13 protein-coding genes are annotated in these 19,716 nt (G+C 62.8%); 8 read left to right on the top strand and 5 right to left on the bottom strand.

The features are described 5' to 3' along the window. Positions 1 to 110: 110 nt before the first annotated feature. On the top strand, positions 111 to 875 hold the full coding sequence (gene xth, locus ASE26_RS09655; protein ID WP_055937439.1) for an exodeoxyribonuclease III: 765 nt from the start codon (positions 111 to 113) through the stop codon (positions 873 to 875). On the opposite strand, the gene ASE26_RS31940 is transcribed toward xth, so the two are convergent. After that, positions 872 to 4,168: a bifunctional diguanylate cyclase/phosphodiesterase gene (locus ASE26_RS31940; protein ID WP_057246117.1), complete on the bottom strand. Its 3,297-nt coding sequence runs from the start codon at positions 4,166 to 4,168 to the stop codon at positions 872 to 874. The two genes, xth and ASE26_RS31940, sit on opposite strands and share 4 nt — an antisense overlap. Positions 4,169 to 4,412: 244 nt before the next feature. Here ASE26_RS31940 and tssI point away from each other — a divergent pair, with 244 nt between their 5' ends. Genes tssI through ASE26_RS09630 form a run of 4 tightly spaced genes read left to right on the top strand, consistent with a single transcriptional unit; the run spans position 4,413 to position 9,494 of the window. Continuing rightward, positions 4,413 to 6,977 carry a type VI secretion system tip protein TssI/VgrG gene (gene tssI / locus ASE26_RS09645; protein WP_057246111.1) on the top strand — a complete coding sequence of 855 codons (2,565 nt, stop codon included), beginning with the start codon at positions 4,413 to 4,415 and terminating at the stop codon, positions 6,975 to 6,977. 11 nt (positions 6,978 to 6,988) lie between these two features. Continuing rightward, entirely contained in the window at positions 6,989 to 7,819 is an 831-nt protein-coding gene (locus ASE26_RS09640) for a DcrB-related protein (protein ID WP_057246109.1), read from the top strand. 2 nt (positions 7,820 to 7,821) lie between these two features. Then, a complete protein-coding gene (locus ASE26_RS09635; protein ID WP_055937428.1) occupies positions 7,822 to 9,108 on the top strand; it encodes a PAAR domain-containing protein in 1,287 nt (428 codons plus the stop codon). Next, the gene (locus tag ASE26_RS09630; RefSeq protein ID WP_200960802.1) at positions 9,108 to 9,494 is read left to right on the top strand and encodes a hypothetical protein; all 387 of its coding nucleotides are present in this window, start codon (positions 9,108 to 9,110) and stop codon (positions 9,492 to 9,494) included. Before ASE26_RS09635 ends, ASE26_RS09630 begins: the two co-directional genes overlap by 1 nt. A gap of 72 nt (positions 9,495 to 9,566) precedes the next feature. Here ASE26_RS09630 and prpF read toward each other — a convergent pair whose 3' ends face one another. The 4 genes from prpF to prpB are packed head-to-tail and all read right to left on the bottom strand — an operon-like array spanning position 9,567 to position 15,407. Further along, a complete protein-coding gene (gene prpF / locus ASE26_RS09625) occupies positions 9,567 to 10,751 on the bottom strand; it encodes a 2-methylaconitate cis-trans isomerase PrpF (RefSeq protein ID WP_055937583.1) in 1,185 nt (394 codons plus the stop codon). Continuing rightward, positions 10,751 to 13,348, bottom strand: a complete 2,598-nt coding sequence (gene acnD, locus ASE26_RS09620; protein ID WP_055937426.1) for a Fe/S-dependent 2-methylisocitrate dehydratase AcnD — start codon at positions 13,346 to 13,348, stop codon at positions 10,751 to 10,753. Before acnD ends, prpF begins: the two co-directional genes overlap by 1 nt. Positions 13,349 to 13,350: 2 nt before the next feature. Further along, on the bottom strand, positions 13,351 to 14,502 hold the full coding sequence (gene prpC / locus ASE26_RS09615; protein WP_055937423.1) for a 2-methylcitrate synthase: 1,152 nt from the start codon (positions 14,500 to 14,502) through the stop codon (positions 13,351 to 13,353). Between the two features lie 17 nt (positions 14,503 to 14,519). Further along, a complete protein-coding gene (prpB, locus tag ASE26_RS09610; protein ID WP_055937420.1) occupies positions 14,520 to 15,407 on the bottom strand; it encodes a methylisocitrate lyase in 888 nt (295 codons plus the stop codon). Positions 15,408 to 15,553: 146 nt separating this feature from the next. On the opposite strand from prpB, the gene prpR reads away from it, so the two are divergent. The 3 genes from prpR (at position 15,554) to ASE26_RS09595 (ending at position 19,688) form a co-directional block, all read left to right on the top strand. Next, a complete protein-coding gene (gene prpR, locus ASE26_RS09605; RefSeq protein WP_057246107.1) occupies positions 15,554 to 17,191 on the top strand; it encodes a propionate catabolism operon regulatory protein PrpR in 1,638 nt (545 codons plus the stop codon). 83 nt (positions 17,192 to 17,274) lie between these two features. Further along, entirely contained in the window at positions 17,275 to 19,254 is a 1,980-nt protein-coding gene (locus ASE26_RS29790; RefSeq protein WP_082507569.1) for an acyltransferase family protein, read from the top strand. Beyond that, positions 19,224 to 19,688 (top strand): DUF6328 family protein, encoded by a 465-nt coding sequence (locus ASE26_RS09595; protein WP_055937414.1) that lies wholly within the window; start codon positions 19,224 to 19,226, stop codon positions 19,686 to 19,688. The genes ASE26_RS29790 and ASE26_RS09595 overlap by 31 nt, the downstream gene beginning before the upstream one ends. Positions 19,689 to 19,716 lie beyond the last annotated feature (28 nt).

Here is a 19,716-nt window from a genome sequence, read left to right as displayed (position 1 = left end):
AGCACAATTTTGATGTCACCACAGAATCATTGTTTGGCTCAAATACGACAGCTTCCCATAGCATAGTGAGTATTGATAAGATCTGCCCCCACGCAACTTGAAAGCCCGACATGAAATTAGCCACTTGGAATGTTAACTCATTGAACGTTCGCTTGCCGCACGTTACGAAATGGCTGGGTGAAAATCCGGTCGATGTGCTGTGCATCCAGGAAACCAAGCTGACGGACGACAAGTTCCCGGTCAAGGAAATCGAAGCGATGGGCTACCAGGTCGTTTTCAACGGCCAGAAAACCTACAACGGTGTCGCCATCCTGTCGCGCCATCCGCTGCAGGACGTGGTCAAGAACAATCCGAAATACCCGGACGAACAGCAGCGCATCCTGGCCGCCACCATCAACGGCATCCGCGTGGTGAACGCCTATGTGCCAAACGGCCAGGCGCTCGACTCGGACAAATACACCTACAAGCTGGGCTGGATGGCCGGCTTCCGCGACTGGCTGGGCGAAGAGCTGGCGAACAACGCGCACCTTGCGGTGCTGGGCGACTACAACATCGTGCCCGATATCCGTGATACGCATGACCCGGCGATGGAAGGCGACATATTCTGCTCGGACAAGGAGCGCGCCGCCCTGCAGGCACTGTTCGACCTCGGCCTGCACGATTCATTCCGCCTGTTCGAACAGCCGGAAAAAAGCTTCTCCTGGTGGGATTACCGCATGCTGGGCTTCCAGAAGAACAAGGGCTTGCGCATCGACCACGTGCTGCTGTCTGCGCCATTGAAAGAACGCTGCCTGTCCTGCGTGATCGACCGCGCACCGCGCAAGTGGCAGCAGCCGTCCGACCATGCGCCGGTCATCGCGACGCTGGGCGCTTAAGCTGCCTGGCGTTCCATCATGAGCTGGGCGCGCACGCCCAGCACGGGTTTCGAGAACAGGTAGCCCTGGGCAAAAGTACAGCCTTGCGCGCGCAAGAGCTGGAACTGCCCTTCCGTCTCCACCCCTTCCGCCACCACCGATAGCTGCAGGCTGTCCGACAGCGCGATGATCGCGGCTACGATGGCGCGGTCTTCCGCGCTTTCTTCCAGGTCCTTGATGAAGGCGCGGTCGATCTTGATCTTGCGCACCGGGAAGCGCTTCAAATAAGCCAGCGAGGAATAGCCGGTGCCGAAGTCGTCGATCGACAGGCGAATGCCCATCGCATTGATCTGGCCCAGGATCTCCAGCGTCTGTTCGCCATGCTGCATCAGCGCCGTTTCCGTGATCTCGAATTCGATCAGGACCGGATCGATACCGGTTTCTTCCAGGGTGCGCCGGATCGAATCGACCAGGCCGCGATGCATGAACTGGCGCGCCGACAGGTTGATCGCCATCGGCACCGGCGCCATGCCTTGGCGCTGCCACTCCATGCTTTGCTCGCAGGCGCGGCGCAGCACCCATTCGCCGATCGGCACGATCAGGCCGTTTTCTTCGATCAGCGGAATGAACTGGTCCGGCATCACCAGGCCGCCGGCCGGGCGCCGCCAGCGCAGCAACACTTCCAGCGTAGCCAGCCTGCGCGTGGCGATATCCATGATCGGCTGGTAGTGCAGCTCGAACTGCCCCAGTTGCAAGGCTGAGCGCAAGGCGCTCTCCATCTCGAAATGCATGGCGGCCGCCATGTTCATCTCTTCGTTGAAGTACTGGTAATTATTGCGGCCGGAAGCCTTGGCGTGGTACATGGCCGCATCGGCATTGCGCATCAGCGTGGCAACGTCGCTGCCGTCATCGGGATAGGTGCAAATGCCGATCGACGGCGTGATATGCAGCAGGCGCCCTTCCAGCGGAATCGGCTCGGACAGCAGGTCGATGATCTTTTGCGCAACGTGGCTCGATTCGTCGGTGCTGTGAATGCCGGGCAGCAGCACCACGAATTCGTCGCCGCCCAGGCGCGCCACGGTATCGCTGGCCCGCACCGCACCCACCAGGCGCGCCGCCACCTCCTTCAGCAGGGCGTCGCCGGTCATATGGCCCAGCGAATCGTTGATGGTCTTGAAGCGGTCAAGATCGATGAACATCACGGCCAGGCGACACCCGGAGCGCTGCGCGGCCAGCATGGCGCGGTCCAGGCGATCTGCCAGCAGTGCGCGGTTGGGCAGGCCGGTCAGGCTGTCGTGGTATGCCATGTGGTGCACACGGGCCTCGGCCTGGCGGCGCTCCACGATTTCAGCCTGCAACTGCGCGTTCGCACCTGCCAGTTCAGCGGTGCGTTCCAGCACCCGCACTTCCAGTTCGTCGCGTGCACGGCGCACCGCCTCGGCGGCTTCACGGCGCGAGGTGACGTCGTCGATCAGCCATACCGAGCGGCCTTTGGGATCGGCCATGTCGAATGGACGTCCCGACAGACGCGCCCAGAAACTGCTGCCGTCCTTGCGCACAAGCCGGTATTCGTAAGCGCTGGCGTGACCGGCCAGGAAGTCTTTTTCGGTCGCCTTGCGGGCCGCGTCCCAGCCCGCCAGGTCGGGATAAAAGGTCTGTACGCTGACGCCGGCCATTTCACCCGGGCCGTAGCCGAACAGTTCCTCCATCTTGGCGTTGCAACGAAGGTTGCGGCCCTTCTCGCAAACGGATATGCCCATTACCGCGCTGTCCAGGATGGCCTGGTTCTCCAGCAGCGCATTGCGCAGCGATTCTTCGTCGTGCTTTTGCGCGGTGCGGTCTTCGATGATCCAGATCGTACCCTGGGTTGGGTCTTCCGGATTGACCACATAGCCGATCAACTGGGCCCAGAAGTCGCTGCCGTCTTTGCGGCGCATCAGCGTCTCGGAGTGGAAGTGCCGGCCCTGGCTAAGCAGCGGGCCGGCAATGGAGCCGACCCGGTGATAGGTTTCGTCGTCCGGATAAATGGCGCGGCCCGGCATGCCCAGCGCTTCATCGCCCTGGTAGCCGAACATGTCGGCAAAGCCCCGGTTATAGCGCGTGATCAGGCGGTTCTTGGTGAACAGGATGCTGATCGAGGCATTGGTCATGATGGCCTCGACTTCCATCTGGGTCTGGCGCGACAAGGTCACGTCCTCCAGGATCCAGATAGTGCCGCCGGCGTTGTGCGCCTGGTCCACCGCCTGGGCGCGCACGCGGCACCAGATGATGGCGCCGTCCTTGCGCACCAGCTGGCACTCGCGCAGTTCGAACAGGCGGCCTGCAGCGAGCAAAGGCCCGGCCTGCAAGCCGAAAGCCGTGTGCTGCGCGGCCTGTTCAAACAGGATCGAAGCATGGCGGCCGCGCAGCTGCTCCAGCGTATAGCCGAACATTTCAGCCATGCGCGGATTGACCGTCAGGATTTCCTGGTTCTTGGTGAAAAGGATGCCGACCGATGCATTGTCCAGGATCGCTTTCTGCTCCAGCAGCAGGCGCCCCATCGCTTCCGTCGCCACCCGCTGCTCATTGATATCTTCCAGGATGAAGACCGTGCCTTCGCGGGCATCGGACGGGTCCAGCGCACGGCCATTGGAGCGGCACCAGAACAGGCTGCCGTCGCGGCGGCGCAATTGCAGTTCCAGCGTCAGCGGCGTGCCCTGCGCCAGCACCGGAAAGTACTCGGTGCGCATGCGCAGCGCTTCTTCCGGGGTCGGGTACAGGATGTCGCTCGGCGCGCCCTCCAGCTCCTGGCGCGCATAGCCGAACATCTCGGCCGCGCGCATATTGCATTCGACCACGTAGCCGTTTTTGGCCAGGATGATGCCGACAGCCGCATTTTCCAGGATGGCCTGCTGCTCCAGCATGGCCTTGCGCAGCGCGCGCTGGTCGCGCTGGGCACTGCTGATGTCATTGAAGATGATGGTGGCGCCGCCATCGAGTCCGCCCGGCAGCGCCTTGACGGTCAGTTGCACGGCGATGTAATTGCCGCTGGCGTTGGTCAGCACGCTGTCCCACTTGGGCGCGGTGCGCGGCGCCATGTTCGGCAAGGCTGCGGAAACCACCAGCGCGGCATTCAACTGCGCATTCGCTTCGGCGCGCACATGGCGGGCAAACATCTCCACCACGTTGCGCCCGCGCGGGTCCGATTGCAGCAAGGCGTCGAATTCGGAGTTGGATGCAATCACCAGGCCGTCGGCATCGCAGGCGCAGGCCGGCATTCCGACCAATTGCAAGGCATTGGCCACAACTTCAACATTGCTCGAAACAGAATTCATGTACGCCTGGACTCCGGGGGTATCCAGCCGATCATAGCGTACAAAACTGGCGCGTCAAAGAAAACGCCGGGTTTGCTGGCCTTGTTACAACAAAGCCATGTGTTTTTGCCGACGCGCAGCATCAACCTCCTCTTTCAACCGTGCGTTGGCTCTCGGCGCAATTTGATATTCTTCGAAACTTTGTAAATTTGATAAGTGCACTCGGCGCACTTGTTCCCCCGGATAATTGATAGGAGTTGCCCGAATGTCGTTTGGTCCATTGGATGGCAAGACAGCGCTGGCGTCATCGCCCCGCGGCGAGGCGCCAGGCGTATCCGCGCTGGCCGGCAAACTGGCCGGCCAGGCACTACCCACCGCAGTAGACATGGCAACCCAGGGCAGGCTGCCGCCTGCTGCTGCGCAGTTGGCGCAAGAAGCGATTGGCGCCGGGCTTGGCGCTATCGGGAGCGCTGAAGCAGTGCCGGCACCGCTGTTGCAGGGCGCGCCCGCATTGGCAGCGCAAGGCCTGGGCGGCGCCCTTCCTGCTGTCAACGCGCTGGCGGCGGAAACGCACGCTGCGCACTCCCGCGCAGTCGAAGAGGCTGCGCCCGCCGCCACACCGGCCCTGGCCAAGGCGCTGCAAATCGAAGAACATCCGCTGGCCGGCCTGGCGATCGAGGACTTCATGTCGCCGGCGCCGGAATATGCGCCGGCTGTCATGAAGCCGCGCCTGGCAGCGCTGCAGCAGGCTGTCGGCAGCGGCCCGTTTGCCGCCCTGCACGAAGGCAGCCGCCTGCTGCGATTCTATTCGCCCCTGGAGGGCGACAAGGCCCTGCTGGTCGAAGCGGTGACCGGCGAATCCGCTCTATCCTCGCCCTACTGCTTCACCTTGCGCCTGCTCTCCAAGAGCTCCAGCATCGACCTGCAAGACCTGCTGGGCAAGAACGTCTGCGTCGGCGTGCGCCTGGCAGACGGCAGCGAGCAATTCATCAACGGCTACGTCAATGTCTTCGGGTTCACCCGTTCGGACGGCGGTTTCGCCTTCTACCATGCCGAAATCGTCCCATGGCTGGCCTTCCTGCAACGCCGCACCAACTCCCGCATCTTCCAGGACCTGAGCGTGGTCGATGTACTGACACAGATCTTCACCACGGACTACGGCAGCCTGGCGGCCTATGAATTCAGGACCGCCAAATCCTACCTGCCGGAAAACTACATCGTCCAATACGACGAAACCGACGAGCACTTCGTCAGCCGCCTGATGGAGAAGTACGGCCTGTTCTACTACTTCGAGCACAGCGAGGAAGGCCACGTCATGGTGATCAGCGACGATTCGCGCGACAGTACTTTCTGCCCGCCGCAGTCGGCCCACGCCGAAATCGACTTCAATGGCGGCAACCGCTGGCACGAGCGCGATGCAGTCACCGCCTTCACTGCGCGGCGCGTGCTGCAGCCGACCAAGGTTGCCCTCAACACGTTTGACTTCAAGTCGCCCAATACGGTGCAATACGTGGAGCTGCCGACTGCCGCGCGCCAAGGCGATGTGCCGACGCTCGAAGTCTACGACGGCAATCCGGCGTTCTCCTACAAAGACCGCGACAGCGGTGAGCGCGAGGCGCAACTGCGCATGGAAGCGATGGAATGGCAGGCCAAGCTGTTTGCCGGCGAATCCGACTGCCGCGGCCTGGTTCCGGGGCACACCTTCAAGCTGCATGGCCACCACTGGTTCGACGTGACCGACGAAAAGGACAACGACTTCCTGGTCATCGGCGTGCGGCTCGATTGCCGCAACAACTTCTTCGCCAGCGACCAGGACGACGTTTATCGCAACAGCTTCAGCGCGATCCGCCGCAAGATCCCGTATCGCCCCGTGCGCGCGCATCGCTCGCCGCGCATGCCCGGCCCGCAGACCGCCACCGTGGTCGGCCCCAAGGGGCAGGAAATCCACACCGACCAGTATGGCCGCATCAAGGTGCAATTCCACTGGGACCGCTACGGGCGCCGCGACGCGGCAAGCTCCTGCTGGATCCGGGTATCGCAGCCGTGGGCCGGCAAGGGCTGGGGCACGGTTTCCATCCCGCGCATCGGGCAGGAGGTCCTGATCGATTACCTGGAAGGCGATCCAGACCGCCCGGTGTGTACGGGACGCCTGTTCAACGCCGACCAGCCGGCGCCCTACGCCCTGCCGGACGGCGCCCACATGATGGGCTTCAAGAGCCGCTCCACGCCGGGCGGCGGCGGTTTCAGCGAAATGGTGATCCACGACTCCAAGGGGTCGGAGCTGATCAACATCCACGCACAGAAGGACATGGTCACGACCGTGCAGAACGCGCACGCGACCACCGTCAACGGCCCGCACCAGACCAATACGGTAAGCCAGGGCTACCAGCGCAACACGGTCAAGCAGCAGATCGAAATAGTGTCGGAGACCTCCTATATCGACCAGCGGGCAAAGCAGCATATCGCGCTGACCGCCGAAACCGAACATATTGCCCTGACCGCGAAGAAGCACGTCGAAGTGGTGGCGGAGACGGAGCACATCGGCGCCACGGCAAAGAAATTCGTGGAGCTGAAGGCGGAGACCGAGCATATCGGTGCCACGGCGAAAAAGCACGTCATGCTCAAGGCAGAAACCGAGCATGTTGAGGTGGGCGCCAACAAATTCGTCGACATCAAATCCGACACCCAGCATATCCACCTGACGGCCAGCACCGACATCACGCTGCAAGTCGGCGCCAGCAAGATCGAGCTGCGCGCCGACGGCACCATCACCATCCAGGGCAAGTATGTCGACATCGTCGGCAGCGACCGTATCGACCTGAACAAGTAGGAGCCTCAACAATGCAATACCACACCAATAGCGCCACGTTCGATCTGCCAGCGCCGCTCAAAGACAAATCGATGCACATGTTCGTGATGCGGGATGATGGGCCAAGTGAATTCAGCGTCGTCATTACCCATGCCGACGTGCTGCCGGAAGAAAGCCTGGCAGATTTCGGCGATCGCCTGCGGCAGGAACTGGGACGCGCCCTGCCCCGCTTCCAGCTGCGTGGCCTGAAGGAATGCCAGGTGGGCGCCTCCCCGGCCATCGAACTGGCCTACAGCTGGCGCAAGGACGGAAACTTCATGCACCAGCGCCAGGCCATCGTGCTGGTTGAGGGGCCAGCACCCGGCACGCGCCAGGCCATGATGATCGCGGCCACCTGCCTGAATGCCTTTACCGAAGAATGGAACGCAGCGTTTGACGGTCTTCTCGCCAGCATGACGCTGCGGAATCCTTTGAGCGTGGCTGCGGCCGCCCCCAAACGGAAAGTGGTGGCAGCTACTCAGCCATACACCTTCGCACTTTCTGCACGCCGGCGCAGCCTGCACGTCTACGCCAACCAAGCCGAGGCCTGCCGCAAGACCGACCCGCGCGAAGTGGAGCTGGAAACCTGGGCCTTCTTCGACGCTGCCGGCAACCGTTTGCAGCCGCATTTCACGGCGCCCAATTCCTACGATCCGGGCTTGCGCAACACGGGCATGTATCAATTGGCGGCCCATCCTGATCCCGACGCCACAAGCCTGCTCGACAACCTGCACCTGGCGGCCATCTACGATCCACCAATGGACGTTCCGGGTCTGCCGCATCTGGACGCGGTGCGCAATTTCCTCGAACAGCAGGCGGCCTAGCCATGGCACAAGCGGCAGCAAGGCTGAATGACCCGATCGGTCATAGCCCCACCATGAGCTGGCTGCTGGGCGGCCTGATCGCCGCCGCGGCTATCGCGGTGGCGGCGGTGGCCGTCGTCGGCACTGGCGGCCTGGCCGCCGCCGCCATCATCGGCGGCGCAGCAGCAGCCGGTGGCGGCATCGGTGAAGTGATGAGTACCATGAGTTGGGCGCCCAAAGAGGAAGTGGGCAACATCACCACCACAGGCTCACCCAACGTCTTCACCAACAGCCTGCGTGCAATCCGCGCCCACCTCGACACAGCGAAGTGCGACAAGCATACGGATACTGAAAAGGTGGCGACCGGCAGCGGCAAAGTCTTCATCAATAGCTGGCCCGCCGCACGCGTCGACGACAAGACCACCTGCAGCGCCACCATCACCAAGGGTTCTCCCAACGTGAATATTGGTGGCGAGACCGTGCAGACCGACGATATGCACGCCGAAGACCTGGTGCCGACCTGGGTGCATGTCGCACTGTTCGTCGTCGGCGCAGGCGCAGCTGTGGTGCTTGCCGGTCCCGTCGTCGCTGCCGGCGGGCTGATTGGCGGCATCCTTGGCGGAATGGGCGGGGGCTGGGTTGGCGGGAAAATATTTGGCGAAGGCTCGGACGGCCAGAAGTGGTCGATGCTGGGTGGCGGCCTGCTTGGAGGCTTCCTCGGCGCCAAAGGTGCCGGTCTGTGGAAGCCGACGTCGGTTTCCCCTAAAGCCGCCGCCCCGGGGGATGATGTTCACCCGAATGCGGACGTTGGCAGAAATCCCTTTACGCGTACGGGGTTACCAAGGAATACGGACCGCCTGGTGCTGAACCAGGGACAAAAGCCAACTTGCGGCCAGAACTCGATGGCCATGATAATGGATACTCTCGGTAAGCCTGTCGAAGTTGGCGCGCTCATTGATCGAGTACCGCCGGCCGGTGGTGGCACTACCATGCCGCGCATGGTCAGTTTGTTCCGCACCGAGGACGTTAAGGCTATGGCATGGACTGGCCGCAACGTGAATGACGTAGCAAAATACACGTCGAAAGGCGTGCCGATCATGGCGGTGATTGCAGATAATCCGAAGGCCAATCCCCCGGGATTCCTGCACTATGTTGTGGTTGACGGCGTAACTACGCGAAATGGCGTACGCGTTGTGGCTATCCGTGACCCGCATGGTAAGCAGTATTTTCAGCCCGTCAGCAAATTTGAACAGCATTTCACCGGCGAAGTCATCGTGCCGCGAAATGTCAGTGTCCCAAGGAGAAAGTAGTGAGTCTGTACCTGCATATTAATCTGCCAAAGAATCTCATTTCGGAAGAAATGATCCGGCAAAAAAACATCCCTTGCTTTTGCAAGGTAGCCAAGGAATTCGAAATCGAATTCCTGGACCCATTACCGGAAGCGACAGGTGTTGTGCAAGGTTGGGATTGGAAGCTGCTCCACGAGCGGGCTATTTCGGGCGTAGGCGGCATTTATACCCACTACACCTTCGGGATGGTGTCACTGGAAGCTGCGCAGCCGGGCGTCTACAAGGTCATCGACCTCGCCATGTTCGACACAAGCTTTGGCTGGTGCCCGGTGTTCCAGAACGGGGAATATAGCCCGCCCGGTAAATTCTATGACGATGACGACGAAGACGACGATATCAGGCGATGATGACGCGGAAGGCCTGCATGCGTCCAGGCGCGCAAGCGTCCGGCCGTCAAGCCGAACGCATAGCCTGGCGCATCAGGCGGCTGGCACCCTCACCCAGCCTTCCATCAGGACCCGCGCGCTGCGGCTCATGATGGCTTTCTTCACGGTCCACTCGCCATTCTCCTGCGTGGCCTGGGCGCCAACACGCAGCGTACCGGAAGGATGGCCGAAACGCACCGCTTCACGTTCGCCGCCCCCGGCTGCCAGGTTGACCAGGGTGCCGGGAATGGCGGCAGCCGTGCCGATTGCCACTGCTGCAGTGCCCATCATCGCGTGGTGCAGCTTGCCCATCGAGAGGGCGCGCACCAGCAGGTCGATGTCGCCGGCCTGCACCTGCTTGCCGCTGGATGCGGTGTAGCCGGTTGGCGGCGCGACGAAGGCCACCTTTGGCGTGTGCTGGCGCGTGGCCGCTTCCGACACGTCCTTGATCAACCCCATGCGCACCGCGCCGTGGGCACGGATGTTTTCGAACTTCGCCAGTGCGGCGGCGTCGCCGTTGATCGCATCCTGCAGCTCCGTGCCGGTGTAGCCGATGGCATCGGCATTGATGAAGATGGTCGGAATGCCGGCGTTGATCATGGTTGCCCTCAGTGTACCGACGCCCGGGACTTCCAGATCGTCGACCAGGCGGCCGGTGGGGAACATCGAACCTCCCGCTCCCTCCTCTTCCGCCGCCGGGTCAATGAACTCAAGCTGCACTTCGGCGGCCGGGAAGGTCACGCCATCAAGCTCGAAGTCGCCGGTTTCCTGCACTTCGCCATTGTTCATCGGAATATGCGCGATGATCGTCTTGCCGATATTGGCTTGCCAGATGCGCACCACAGCCATGCCGTCGCGTGGCACGCGGGCTGGAGCTACCAGTCCGCCGCTGATGGCGAACGCCCCGACCGCTGCGGAAAGGTTGCCGCAGTTGCCGCTCCAGTCGACAAAAGCCTTGTCGATGCTAACCTGGCCGAACAGGTAGTCCACGTCATGGTCGGAACGGGTGGAAGCGGACAGGATCACCGTCTTGCTGGTGCTCGAGGTCGCGCCGCCCATGCCGTCAATCTGCTTGCCATAAGGGTCCGGGCTGCCGATCACGCGCAGCAGCAAGGCGTCGCGCGCCTTGCCTGGCACCTGGGCCGCTTGCGGCAGGTCCTGCAGCCGGAAGAACACGCCCTTGCTGGTGCCGCCGCGCATATAGGTGGCGGCTATCTTGATTTGCGGTGCGTGTGCCATCATGCCGCCTTTGCCGATTCAAGGAAGTCCTGCGCGAAACGCTGAAGCACGCCGCCTGCTTCGTAGATCGATACGTCTTCCGACGAATCGAGGCGGCAGGTGACCGGTACTTCAACGCGTTCGCCGTTCTTGCGGTTAATGACCAGGGTCAGGGTGGCGCGCGGTGAGCGCTTGCCGATGACATCGAAAGTCTCCGTGCCGTCGATGCCAAGGGTCAGGCGGTTCACGCCCGGCTTGAACTCCAGCGGCAGCACGCCCATGCCCACCAGGTTGGTGCGGTGGATGCGCTCGAAGCCTTCGGCCACAATGGCCTCCACGCCGGCCAGGCGCACGCCCTTGGCGGCCCAGTCACGCGAGGAACCCTGGCCGTAGTCGGCGCCGGCGATCACGATCAGCGGCTGCTTGCGCTCCATATAGGTTTCGATGGCTTCCCACATGCGGGTCACCTGGCCTTCCGGCTCCACCCGGGCCAGCGAACCGGCCTTGATGCTGCCGTCGGCATTGCGCACCATTTCGTTTTTCAGCGTCGGGTTGGCGAACGTGGCGCGCTGCGCGGTCAGGTGGTCGCCGCGGTGGGTGGCGTAGGAGTTGAAGTCCTCTTCCGGCAAGCCCATTTTGTGCAGGTATTCGCCTGCAGCGGAATCCATCATGATCGCATTCGATGGCGACAGGTGGTCGGTGGTGATGTTATCGCCCAGCACGGCCAGCGCGCGCATACCGCTCAGGGTACGCTCGCCTGCCAGCGCACCTTCCCAGTACGGCGGACGGCGGATGTAGGTCGATTGCGGACGCCAGTCGTACAGCGGCTCGGCACGTTCGGCGGCTTCTTCGCTGCGCGCGAACATCGGGATGTAGACTTTGCGGAAGTGTTCCGGCTTGACGGAAGAAGCGACGATGGCGTCGATTTCTTCGTCGCTCGGCCACAGGTCCTTCAGGGTGATGGCCTTGCCGGCGGCGTCATGGCCCAGCACATCCTTCTCGATATCGAAGCGGATGGTGCCGGCGATGGCGTAGGCCACCACCAGCGGGGGCGAAGCCAGGAAGGCTTGCTTGGCGTACGGGTGGATACGGCCGTCGAAGTTGCGGTTGCCCGACAGGACGGCGGTGGCGTACAGGTCGCGCTCGACTACTTCCTTCTGGATCACGGGATCCAGCGCGCCGGACATGCCGTTGCACGAGGTGCACGCATATGCGACGACGCCGAAGCCCAGCTTTTCCAGTTCAGGCATCAGGCCCGCTTCTTCCAGGTATAACGTGACAGCCTTGGAGCCTGGCGCCAGCGAGGACTTGACCCATGGTTTGCGCAGCAAGCCCGCCTTGTTCGCATTGCGGGCCAACAGGCCGGCGGCGATCATATTGCGCGGATTGTTGGTGTTGGTGCAGCTGGTGATGGCGGCGATGATCACGGCGCCGTCAGGCATCTTGCCCGGCTCGTTTTCCACCACGCCCGAAATGCCGCGTGCGGCCAGCTCGCTGGTCGGCACGCGCTTGTGCGGATTGGACGGACCGGCGATATTGCGCACCACGCTCGACAGGTCAAACGTCAGCACGCGCTCGTACTCCGCGGTGGCCAGGTCGTCCGACCACAGGCCGGTGTGCCTGGCGTAAGTTTCCACCAATTCGACCAGGTCGTCGTCACGGCCGGTCAGCTTCAGGTACTTGATGGTCTGCGCGTCGATGGAGAACATTGCCGCGGTGGCACCGAATTCAGGCGCCATATTGGAGATCGTTGCGCGGTCGCCCAGGGTCAGCGCGGTCGAACCTTCGCCATGGAACTCCAGGTAAGCCGAGACCACTTTTTCCTTGCGCAGGAATTCAGTCAGCGCCAGCACGATGTCGGTGGCGGTGATGCCAGGCTGCGGCTTACCGGTCAGCTCAACGCCGATAATGTCCGGCAGGCGCATCCAGGAGGCGCGGCCCAGCATCACGGTTTCCGCTTCCAGGCCGCCCACGCCGATTGCGATCACGCCCAGCGCGTCCACCATCGGGGTGTGGGAGTCGGTGCCGACCAGGGTGTCCGGATACGCTACGCCGTCGCTCACCTGAATGACGGGCGACATGCGCTCCAGGTTGATCTGGTGCAGGATGCCGTTGCCTGGCGGGATCACGTCGACGTTCTGGAACGCCTTCTTGGTCCAGTTGATGAAGTCGAAGCGGTCTTCATTACGGCGGTCTTCGATGGCGCGGTTCTTGTTGAACGCATCCGGATCGAACCCGCCGCATTCCACCGCCAGCGAATGGTCGACCACCAGCTGCGTCGGCACCACAGGGTTGACCAGGGCTGGGTCGCCGCCCTGCTCCGCGATCGCGTCGCGCAGGCCTGCCAGGTCGACCAGCGCGGTCTGGCCCAGGATGTCGTGGCACACCACGCGCGCCGGGAACCATGGGAAGTCCAGGTCGCGCTTGCGCTCGATCAGCTGCGACAGCGACGCGGTCAGCATGGACGGGTCGCAGCGGCGCACCAGGTTTTCCGCCAGCACACGCGAGGTGTACGGCAGCGTAGCGTAGGCGCCCGGCTTGATCGCATCGACAGCTTCGCGCGCGTCGAAGTAATCCAGCCTGGTGCCTGGGAGTTGTTTGCGGTATTGGGTGTTCATGATTACTTGCGGTCCTTCAGTGGTACGAAGGCCAGGTCTTCAGGGCCGACGTAGTTGGCGCTTGGACGAATGATCTTGTTGTCGATGCGCTGTTCGATCACATGGGCAGCCCAGCCCGAAGTACGGGAGATCACGAACAACGGGGTGAACATGGCGGTCGGGACACCCATCATGTGGTACGACACGGCGGAGAACCAGTCCAGGTTCGGGAACATCTTTTTGATTTCCCACATCACGGATTCCAGGCGCTCGGCGATGTCGAACATCTTCATCGAACCGGCTTCCTGCGACAGGGAGCGCGCCACTTCCTTGATCACCACGTTGCGCGGATCGGAAATGGTGTATACAGGGTGGCCGAAACCGATCACGACCTCCTTGTTGGCGACGCGGTTGCGGATGTCGGCTTCGGCTTCGTCGGCGTTTTCGTAGCGCTGCTGGATATCCAGCGCGACTTCGTTGGCGCCGCCGTGCTTCGGTCCGCGCAGCGCGCCAATTGCGCCGGTGATGGCGGAGTGGATGTCGGAACCGGTGCCGGAAATCACGCGGCTGGTGAAGGTGGAGGCGTTGAACTCGTGCTCCGCGTACAGGATCAGGGAGGTGTGCATCGCACGCACCCACGATTCGGACGGCTTTTCGCCGTGCAGCAGGTGCAGGAAGTGGCCGCCGATGGTTTCGTCGTCGGTTTCCACGTCGATGCGCTTGCCGTTGGTGCTGAAGTGGTACCAGTACAGCAGCATGGAGCCGAAGGAGGCCATCAGGCGGTCGGCGATGTCGCGCGCGCCGGCGATGTTGTGATCATCCTTCTCAGGCAGGCAGCAGCCGAGCACGGACACGCCGGTGCGCATCACGTCCATCGGGTGGGCCGATGCCGGCAGCGCTTCCAGGGCGGACTTCACGCCTTGCGGCAGGCCGCGCAGGGACTTCAGCTTCTTCTTGTAGCCTTTCAGTTCAGCCAGGTTAGGCAGCTTGCCGTGCACCAGCAGGTAGGCGATTTCTTCAAATTCGCAGGTGGTGGCGACGTCCAGGATGTCGTAGCCGCGGTAATGCAGGTCATTGCCGGTCTTGCCGACGGAGCACAGGGCGGTATTGCCGGCGGCAACGCCGGACAGGGCGACGGATTTCTTGGGCTTGAAGGCTGGGGCTTGTTCGGTCATGGCGGTCTCTCCTCGGATTATTTCTTGGCCGCTGCGAACAGCGCGTCCAGTTTTTGCTCGAAATCGTGATAGCTGATGCGCTCGTACAGTTCGGCGCGGGTCTGCATGGTGTCGACCACGTTCTGCTGGGTGCCATCGCGGCGGATCGCGGTGTACACATTCTCGGCAGCCTTGTTCATGGCGCGGAAGGCTGACAGCGGGTACAGCACCAAACCCACGTCGGCGGACTTCAGCTCTTCCACGGTGAACAGCGGGGTCGAGCCGAATTCGGTGATATTGGCCAGTACCGGCACTTTAACTGCCGCGGCGAACTGCTTGTACATGTCCAGCGAGATCATCGCCTCCGGGAAGATCATGTCGGCGCCGGCTTCCACGCAGGCCACGGCGCGCTCGATGGCCGCATCCAGGCCTTCCACGGCCAGCGCATCGGTGCGGGCCATGATCACGAAGTTTTCATCGGTGCGCGCATCCACGGCAGCCTTGATGCGGTCGACCATCTCGCCTTTGGACACGATTTCCTTGCCCGGACGGTGGCCGCAGCGCTTGGCGCCGACCTGGTCTTCGATATGCATCGCTGCGGCGCCGAACTTGATCATCGACTTCACGGTGCGCGCCACGTTGAAAGCAGAGGAGCCGAAGCCGGTATCGACGTCCACCAGCAGCGGCAGGTCGCATACGTCGGTGATGCGGCGCACGTCGGTCAGCACGTCGTCCAGGTTCGAAATGCCCAGGTCCGGCAGGCCCAGCGAGCCGGCCGCCACACCGCCGCCCGACAGGTAGATCGCCTTGAAGCCGGCGCGCTTGGCCAACAGGGCGTGGTTGGCGTTGATCGCGCCGACCACCTGCAGCGGGGATTCTTCTTGCACGGCCTTGCGAAAGGCGGCGCCTGCGGAATATTGGCTCATGATGTCCTTAACAGTTATGGAGAGTTTGCCGACCATAGTGCAAGTGGCGTGCCAGCCGCGCCGGTCCAGCAAAATCAAGTACTTGCAACGCCGGCGCCAGAGTATAATGTTCCAAATTGAAACACGTGCAACGTTTCAGGTGAAACATGCGACATTCCACTCCCCTGCCCTTCGACCCGGCCGACAAGCCTGTGATCTGGACCGTTTCAGTCTCGCGCCTGTCGGAACTGTTCCGCGATATCACACTGGAATACGATGCCCTGGCCGATATCGAGCCGATCAACCTCGGCTTCGACGAAGCCGCGCGCCACATCCGCGAACGCCTGGCGGCCGAGCGCTGCGATGCGGTGATCGCGGCAGGTTCCAATGCGGCCTACCTGAAAGGCCGCCTGTCGATACCGGTGGTGATCGCCAAGGCCAGCGGTTTCGACTTCATGCAGGCCCTGGCCCGCGCCCGCAAAGTATCGGACCGCATCGGCGTGATCACCTACCAGGAGGACATGCCCGCGCTGGCGGAGTTCGCAGCCACCTTCGGCGTGCCGATCGAACAGCGCACGTACGCGACCGAAGAAGACGCGCGCGCGCAAATCAACGACCTGAAAGCTGCGGGCATCAAGGCCATTGTCGGCGCAGGCTTGATTACCGACCTGGCTGAAGAAGCCGGCTTGACCGGCGTGTTTGTCTATTCCGCCGCCTCGATCCGCCAGGCCTTCGACGATGCACTGGAACTGGCGCGCCTGGCGCAGCTCGAAACCAATCGCAGCCGGCGCCACGTGGTGGCCGACACCCTGCGCGCCAAACATGGGCTGGCCGACCTGCGCGGTGAATCCGAGGCGATGGAGCGCGTGCGCCAGGCGGTCGTGCTGTACGCGAAGTCGCCCGCCACAGTGCTGATCCAGGGCGAAACCGGCAGCGGCAAGGAACTGGTGGCGCAGGCCATCCACCGCGAATCGCCGCGCACCCTGGGCGGCGCCAACCGGCCGTTTGTCGCCGTGAACTGCGGCGCCATCGCCGAATCGCTGCTGGAATCGGAATTGTTCGGCCACGAAGAAGGCGCCTTCACCGGCGCGCGGCGCGGCGGCCACGCGGGCCTGTTTGAAGCAGCCAACCGCGGCACGCTGTTCCTCGACGAGATCGGCGAAATGCCGCTTGCGCTGCAGACCCGGCTCCTGCGCGTACTGGAAGAACGCGAAGTGGTGCGGGTCGGCGGCACGCGGCCGATTCCCGTCAACGTGCGCATCATCAGCGCCACCCATTGCGACCTGGAGGCACGCGTGCGCGAAGGCCGCTTTCGCGCCGACCTGTTCTACCGCCTGGCCGTGCTGCGCCTGTCGCTGCCGCCGCTGCGCGACCGTCCAACCGACATCCAGCCGCTGGCCGAATGGTCATTGCGCACCGCACTGGCCAGCCTGGGCGCACGCGCCCACCCGAACCTGCCGGCCGAACTAGCCGCCTGCGCCCCGCTGCTGCTGCGCTACGATTGGCCGGGCAATGTGAGGGAACTGCGCAACCTGACCGAACGCCTGGCGCTATTCCTCGCCGCCGAACCGCTGCAAGCCCTGACACCAAGCTTCGTCATCGGCGTTGCGCCGGAACTGGGCGCGTCCTCGCACACGGCACCGCAACTGGCCGCACCGTTCGCATCGGCGCCACGCGCGAGCGCACCGGAACGCGTCACCGAAGTACTGGCACGTTTCGGCGGCCGCCGCGACGCCGCGGCTGACTACCTGGGCGTCAGCCGCACGACGCTCTGGCGCCGTTTGCGCGAAGAACAGGAAACCTAGTGCGCCTGCGGCATCGAAACCACATAATATTGCATCAATTACAATGCCGTAGTATCGTCTTGCCTTGATTTCAGGGGCAATTCATGGAATATCGCAGGGAAATTGATGGTCTACGGGCGGTTGCCGTCCTGCCGGTAATCCTGTTTCACGCAGGGTTCCAGCTGTTCGGCGGCGGCTTCGTTGGGGTCGATATTTTCTTCGTCATCAGCGGCTACCTGATCACGACGATCCTGATCCATGAACTGCAAGCCGGCCAGTTCTCGATCCTGAATTTCTACGAAAGGCGGGCGCGCCGCATCCTGCCCGCGCTATTCCTGCTGCTGCTCGCCTGCCTGCCGTTCGCCTGGTTCTGGCTGGTGCCCGATGATTTGAAAAGCTTTGGGCAAAGCCTGCTGGCCGTCACTGTCTTTGCATCGAATATCCTGTTCTGGCAACAGAGCGATTATTTCGATTCTTCCGCCGAATTCAAGCCGCTGCTCCACACCTGGAGCCTGGCGGTGGAAGAACAGTTCTACCTGCTCTTCCCCCTGTTCCTGATGCTGTTCTGGCGCCGCGACCAACGCGTGCTGCTTGCGGTGCTGGCAGGTACGGCGCTCGCCAGCCTGGCTGCAGCACAATGGGGCGTTGCCAAGGATCCGACTGCCACCTTCTTCCTGCTGCCCACACGCGGCTGGGAACTGGCCATCGGCGCCCTGTGCGCGTATTACATGTCGCGGCCGGGCGCCGGAGAGTATGCGCAGCGCACCCGCGAACTGGCCAGCCTGGCGGGGCTTGGCCTGATCGGCATCAGTATTTTCGCCTTCGACAAATACACGCCCTTCCCCAGCGTATATGCGCTGCTGCCCACGGTTGGCGCTGCAATGATCATCCTGTTCGCGGCGCCGCCGACTACGGTCGGCAAGATCCTGGGCAGCAGGATCCTGGTCGGGGTGGGCCTGGTCAGCTACAGCGCCTACCTGTGGCACCAGCCGCTCCTGGCGTTCGCGCGCCATCGCAGCATGGAAGGCCCCAGCACCGCGTTGATGGCCAGCCTGGTTGCGTTGACCATGGTGCTGGCCTACCTTAGCTGGCAGTTTGTCGAAAAGCCGTTCCGCAACCGCAGCAAGTTCGGCCGCCCGCAAGTCTTCGCGTTTGCCATCGCCGGCTCGCTGCTGTTTTTCGGCATCGGCTTGGCCGGCCACAAAACCGATGGTATGCGAAGCGTGAAAACTACGCCACAGCAGCAGGAGGTCCTGCGTACCGTCACTGCAAGCCCAGAGCGGGCTGTCTGCCATACCAAAGGGCTGGACTACCGCAAACCCCAGGACGCCTGCGCTTTCAATGCAACTGGCGGCGAATGGGCTGTATTCGGCGACAGCCATGCCATCGAACTGGCTTACGCGCTGTCAGTGGAGTTGAAGGACAGCCACCAGGGAGTGCGCCAGTTCAGCTTCAGCGGCTGCTCGCCTTCCTATCAGCGCGCAGACCTCAATCCCGGCTGTAGCGACTGGACGCGCGAAACGGTCGACTTCATCGCCGGCGATCCCCATATCAAGGAGGTAGTGGTCAGCTACCGCCTTCACAGCGCGCTGTTCGGCGACCATGAAGGCATTTACCCGCGCTTGCCGGACGAATTCTCCGATGCCAAGCGCAGCGCCATCTGGGCATCGTACAAGACGATATTGAACCGCTTTGTCGGCGCAGGCAAACGCGTGACCGTGGTATTGCAAGCGCCGGAACTGCCGCGCCAGGTGGACAAGCTGATACGCCAGGCCGAGGATCCACGCACCGTTGACGGTGTCACCCTGGACTGGTGGCGCCGTCGCAGCGCCTATGTCGAGCAACGGTTGGGCGAATTGCCTGCCGGCGTGCGCATCGTGCGGCCGGAATCGTTGTTTTGCGATGCAGCGCGTTGCTACGCCGTCAAGGACGCCAAAGCCCTGTATTTCGACGACGACCATATGTCCGTCTACGGCGCGGGTCTTGTCGCGCACGGTATCCTGGCGGGACAGGCGCGCGCCTGCGAAACCGGCTGCTCGCTAAAATCGACGGCATGGACGAGCACACCGAACAAGAGACACTAAAAGAACAGATGGGCCGCATCATTGAAGAGGCGCGCATGATACTGCCAGGTATCCAGGCACTGTTCGGCTTCCAGTCCATTGCCGTCTTCAACGACCGCTTCGAGAAGCTGCCGGTCTACGCCCAGGACTGCCATGCCGCCGCCCTGGCGCTGGTGGTGGTGGCCATCGCACTGGTCATGCTGCCTGCTGCCTACCATCGCCTGGCCGAACCGGGCCAGGTCTCCATGCATGCGATCAAAATTTCTTCGCGCGCCATCTGCTACGCCCTCGCACCGCTTGCCGCCGGCCTGGCGCTGGACATCGCCGTGGTCCTGTATATGGTCACAGGAAGCGACATGGGAAGCGCAGCCGGCGGCCTGGCCGCCTTCCTGCTGCTGATTGGCACCTGGTTCATTTTCCCCTTGCGCGCCCGCGGTCGCTCACACCGCCCCTGAGCAACCGCCTGTCATCCGATCCGACCAC

The sequence above is a fragment of the Duganella sp. Root198D2 genome, assembly GCF_001428585.1.
Taxonomy (GTDB): domain Bacteria; phylum Pseudomonadota; class Gammaproteobacteria; order Burkholderiales; family Burkholderiaceae_D; genus Rugamonas.
This window is presented reverse-complemented; position numbering and strand designations above follow the sequence as displayed.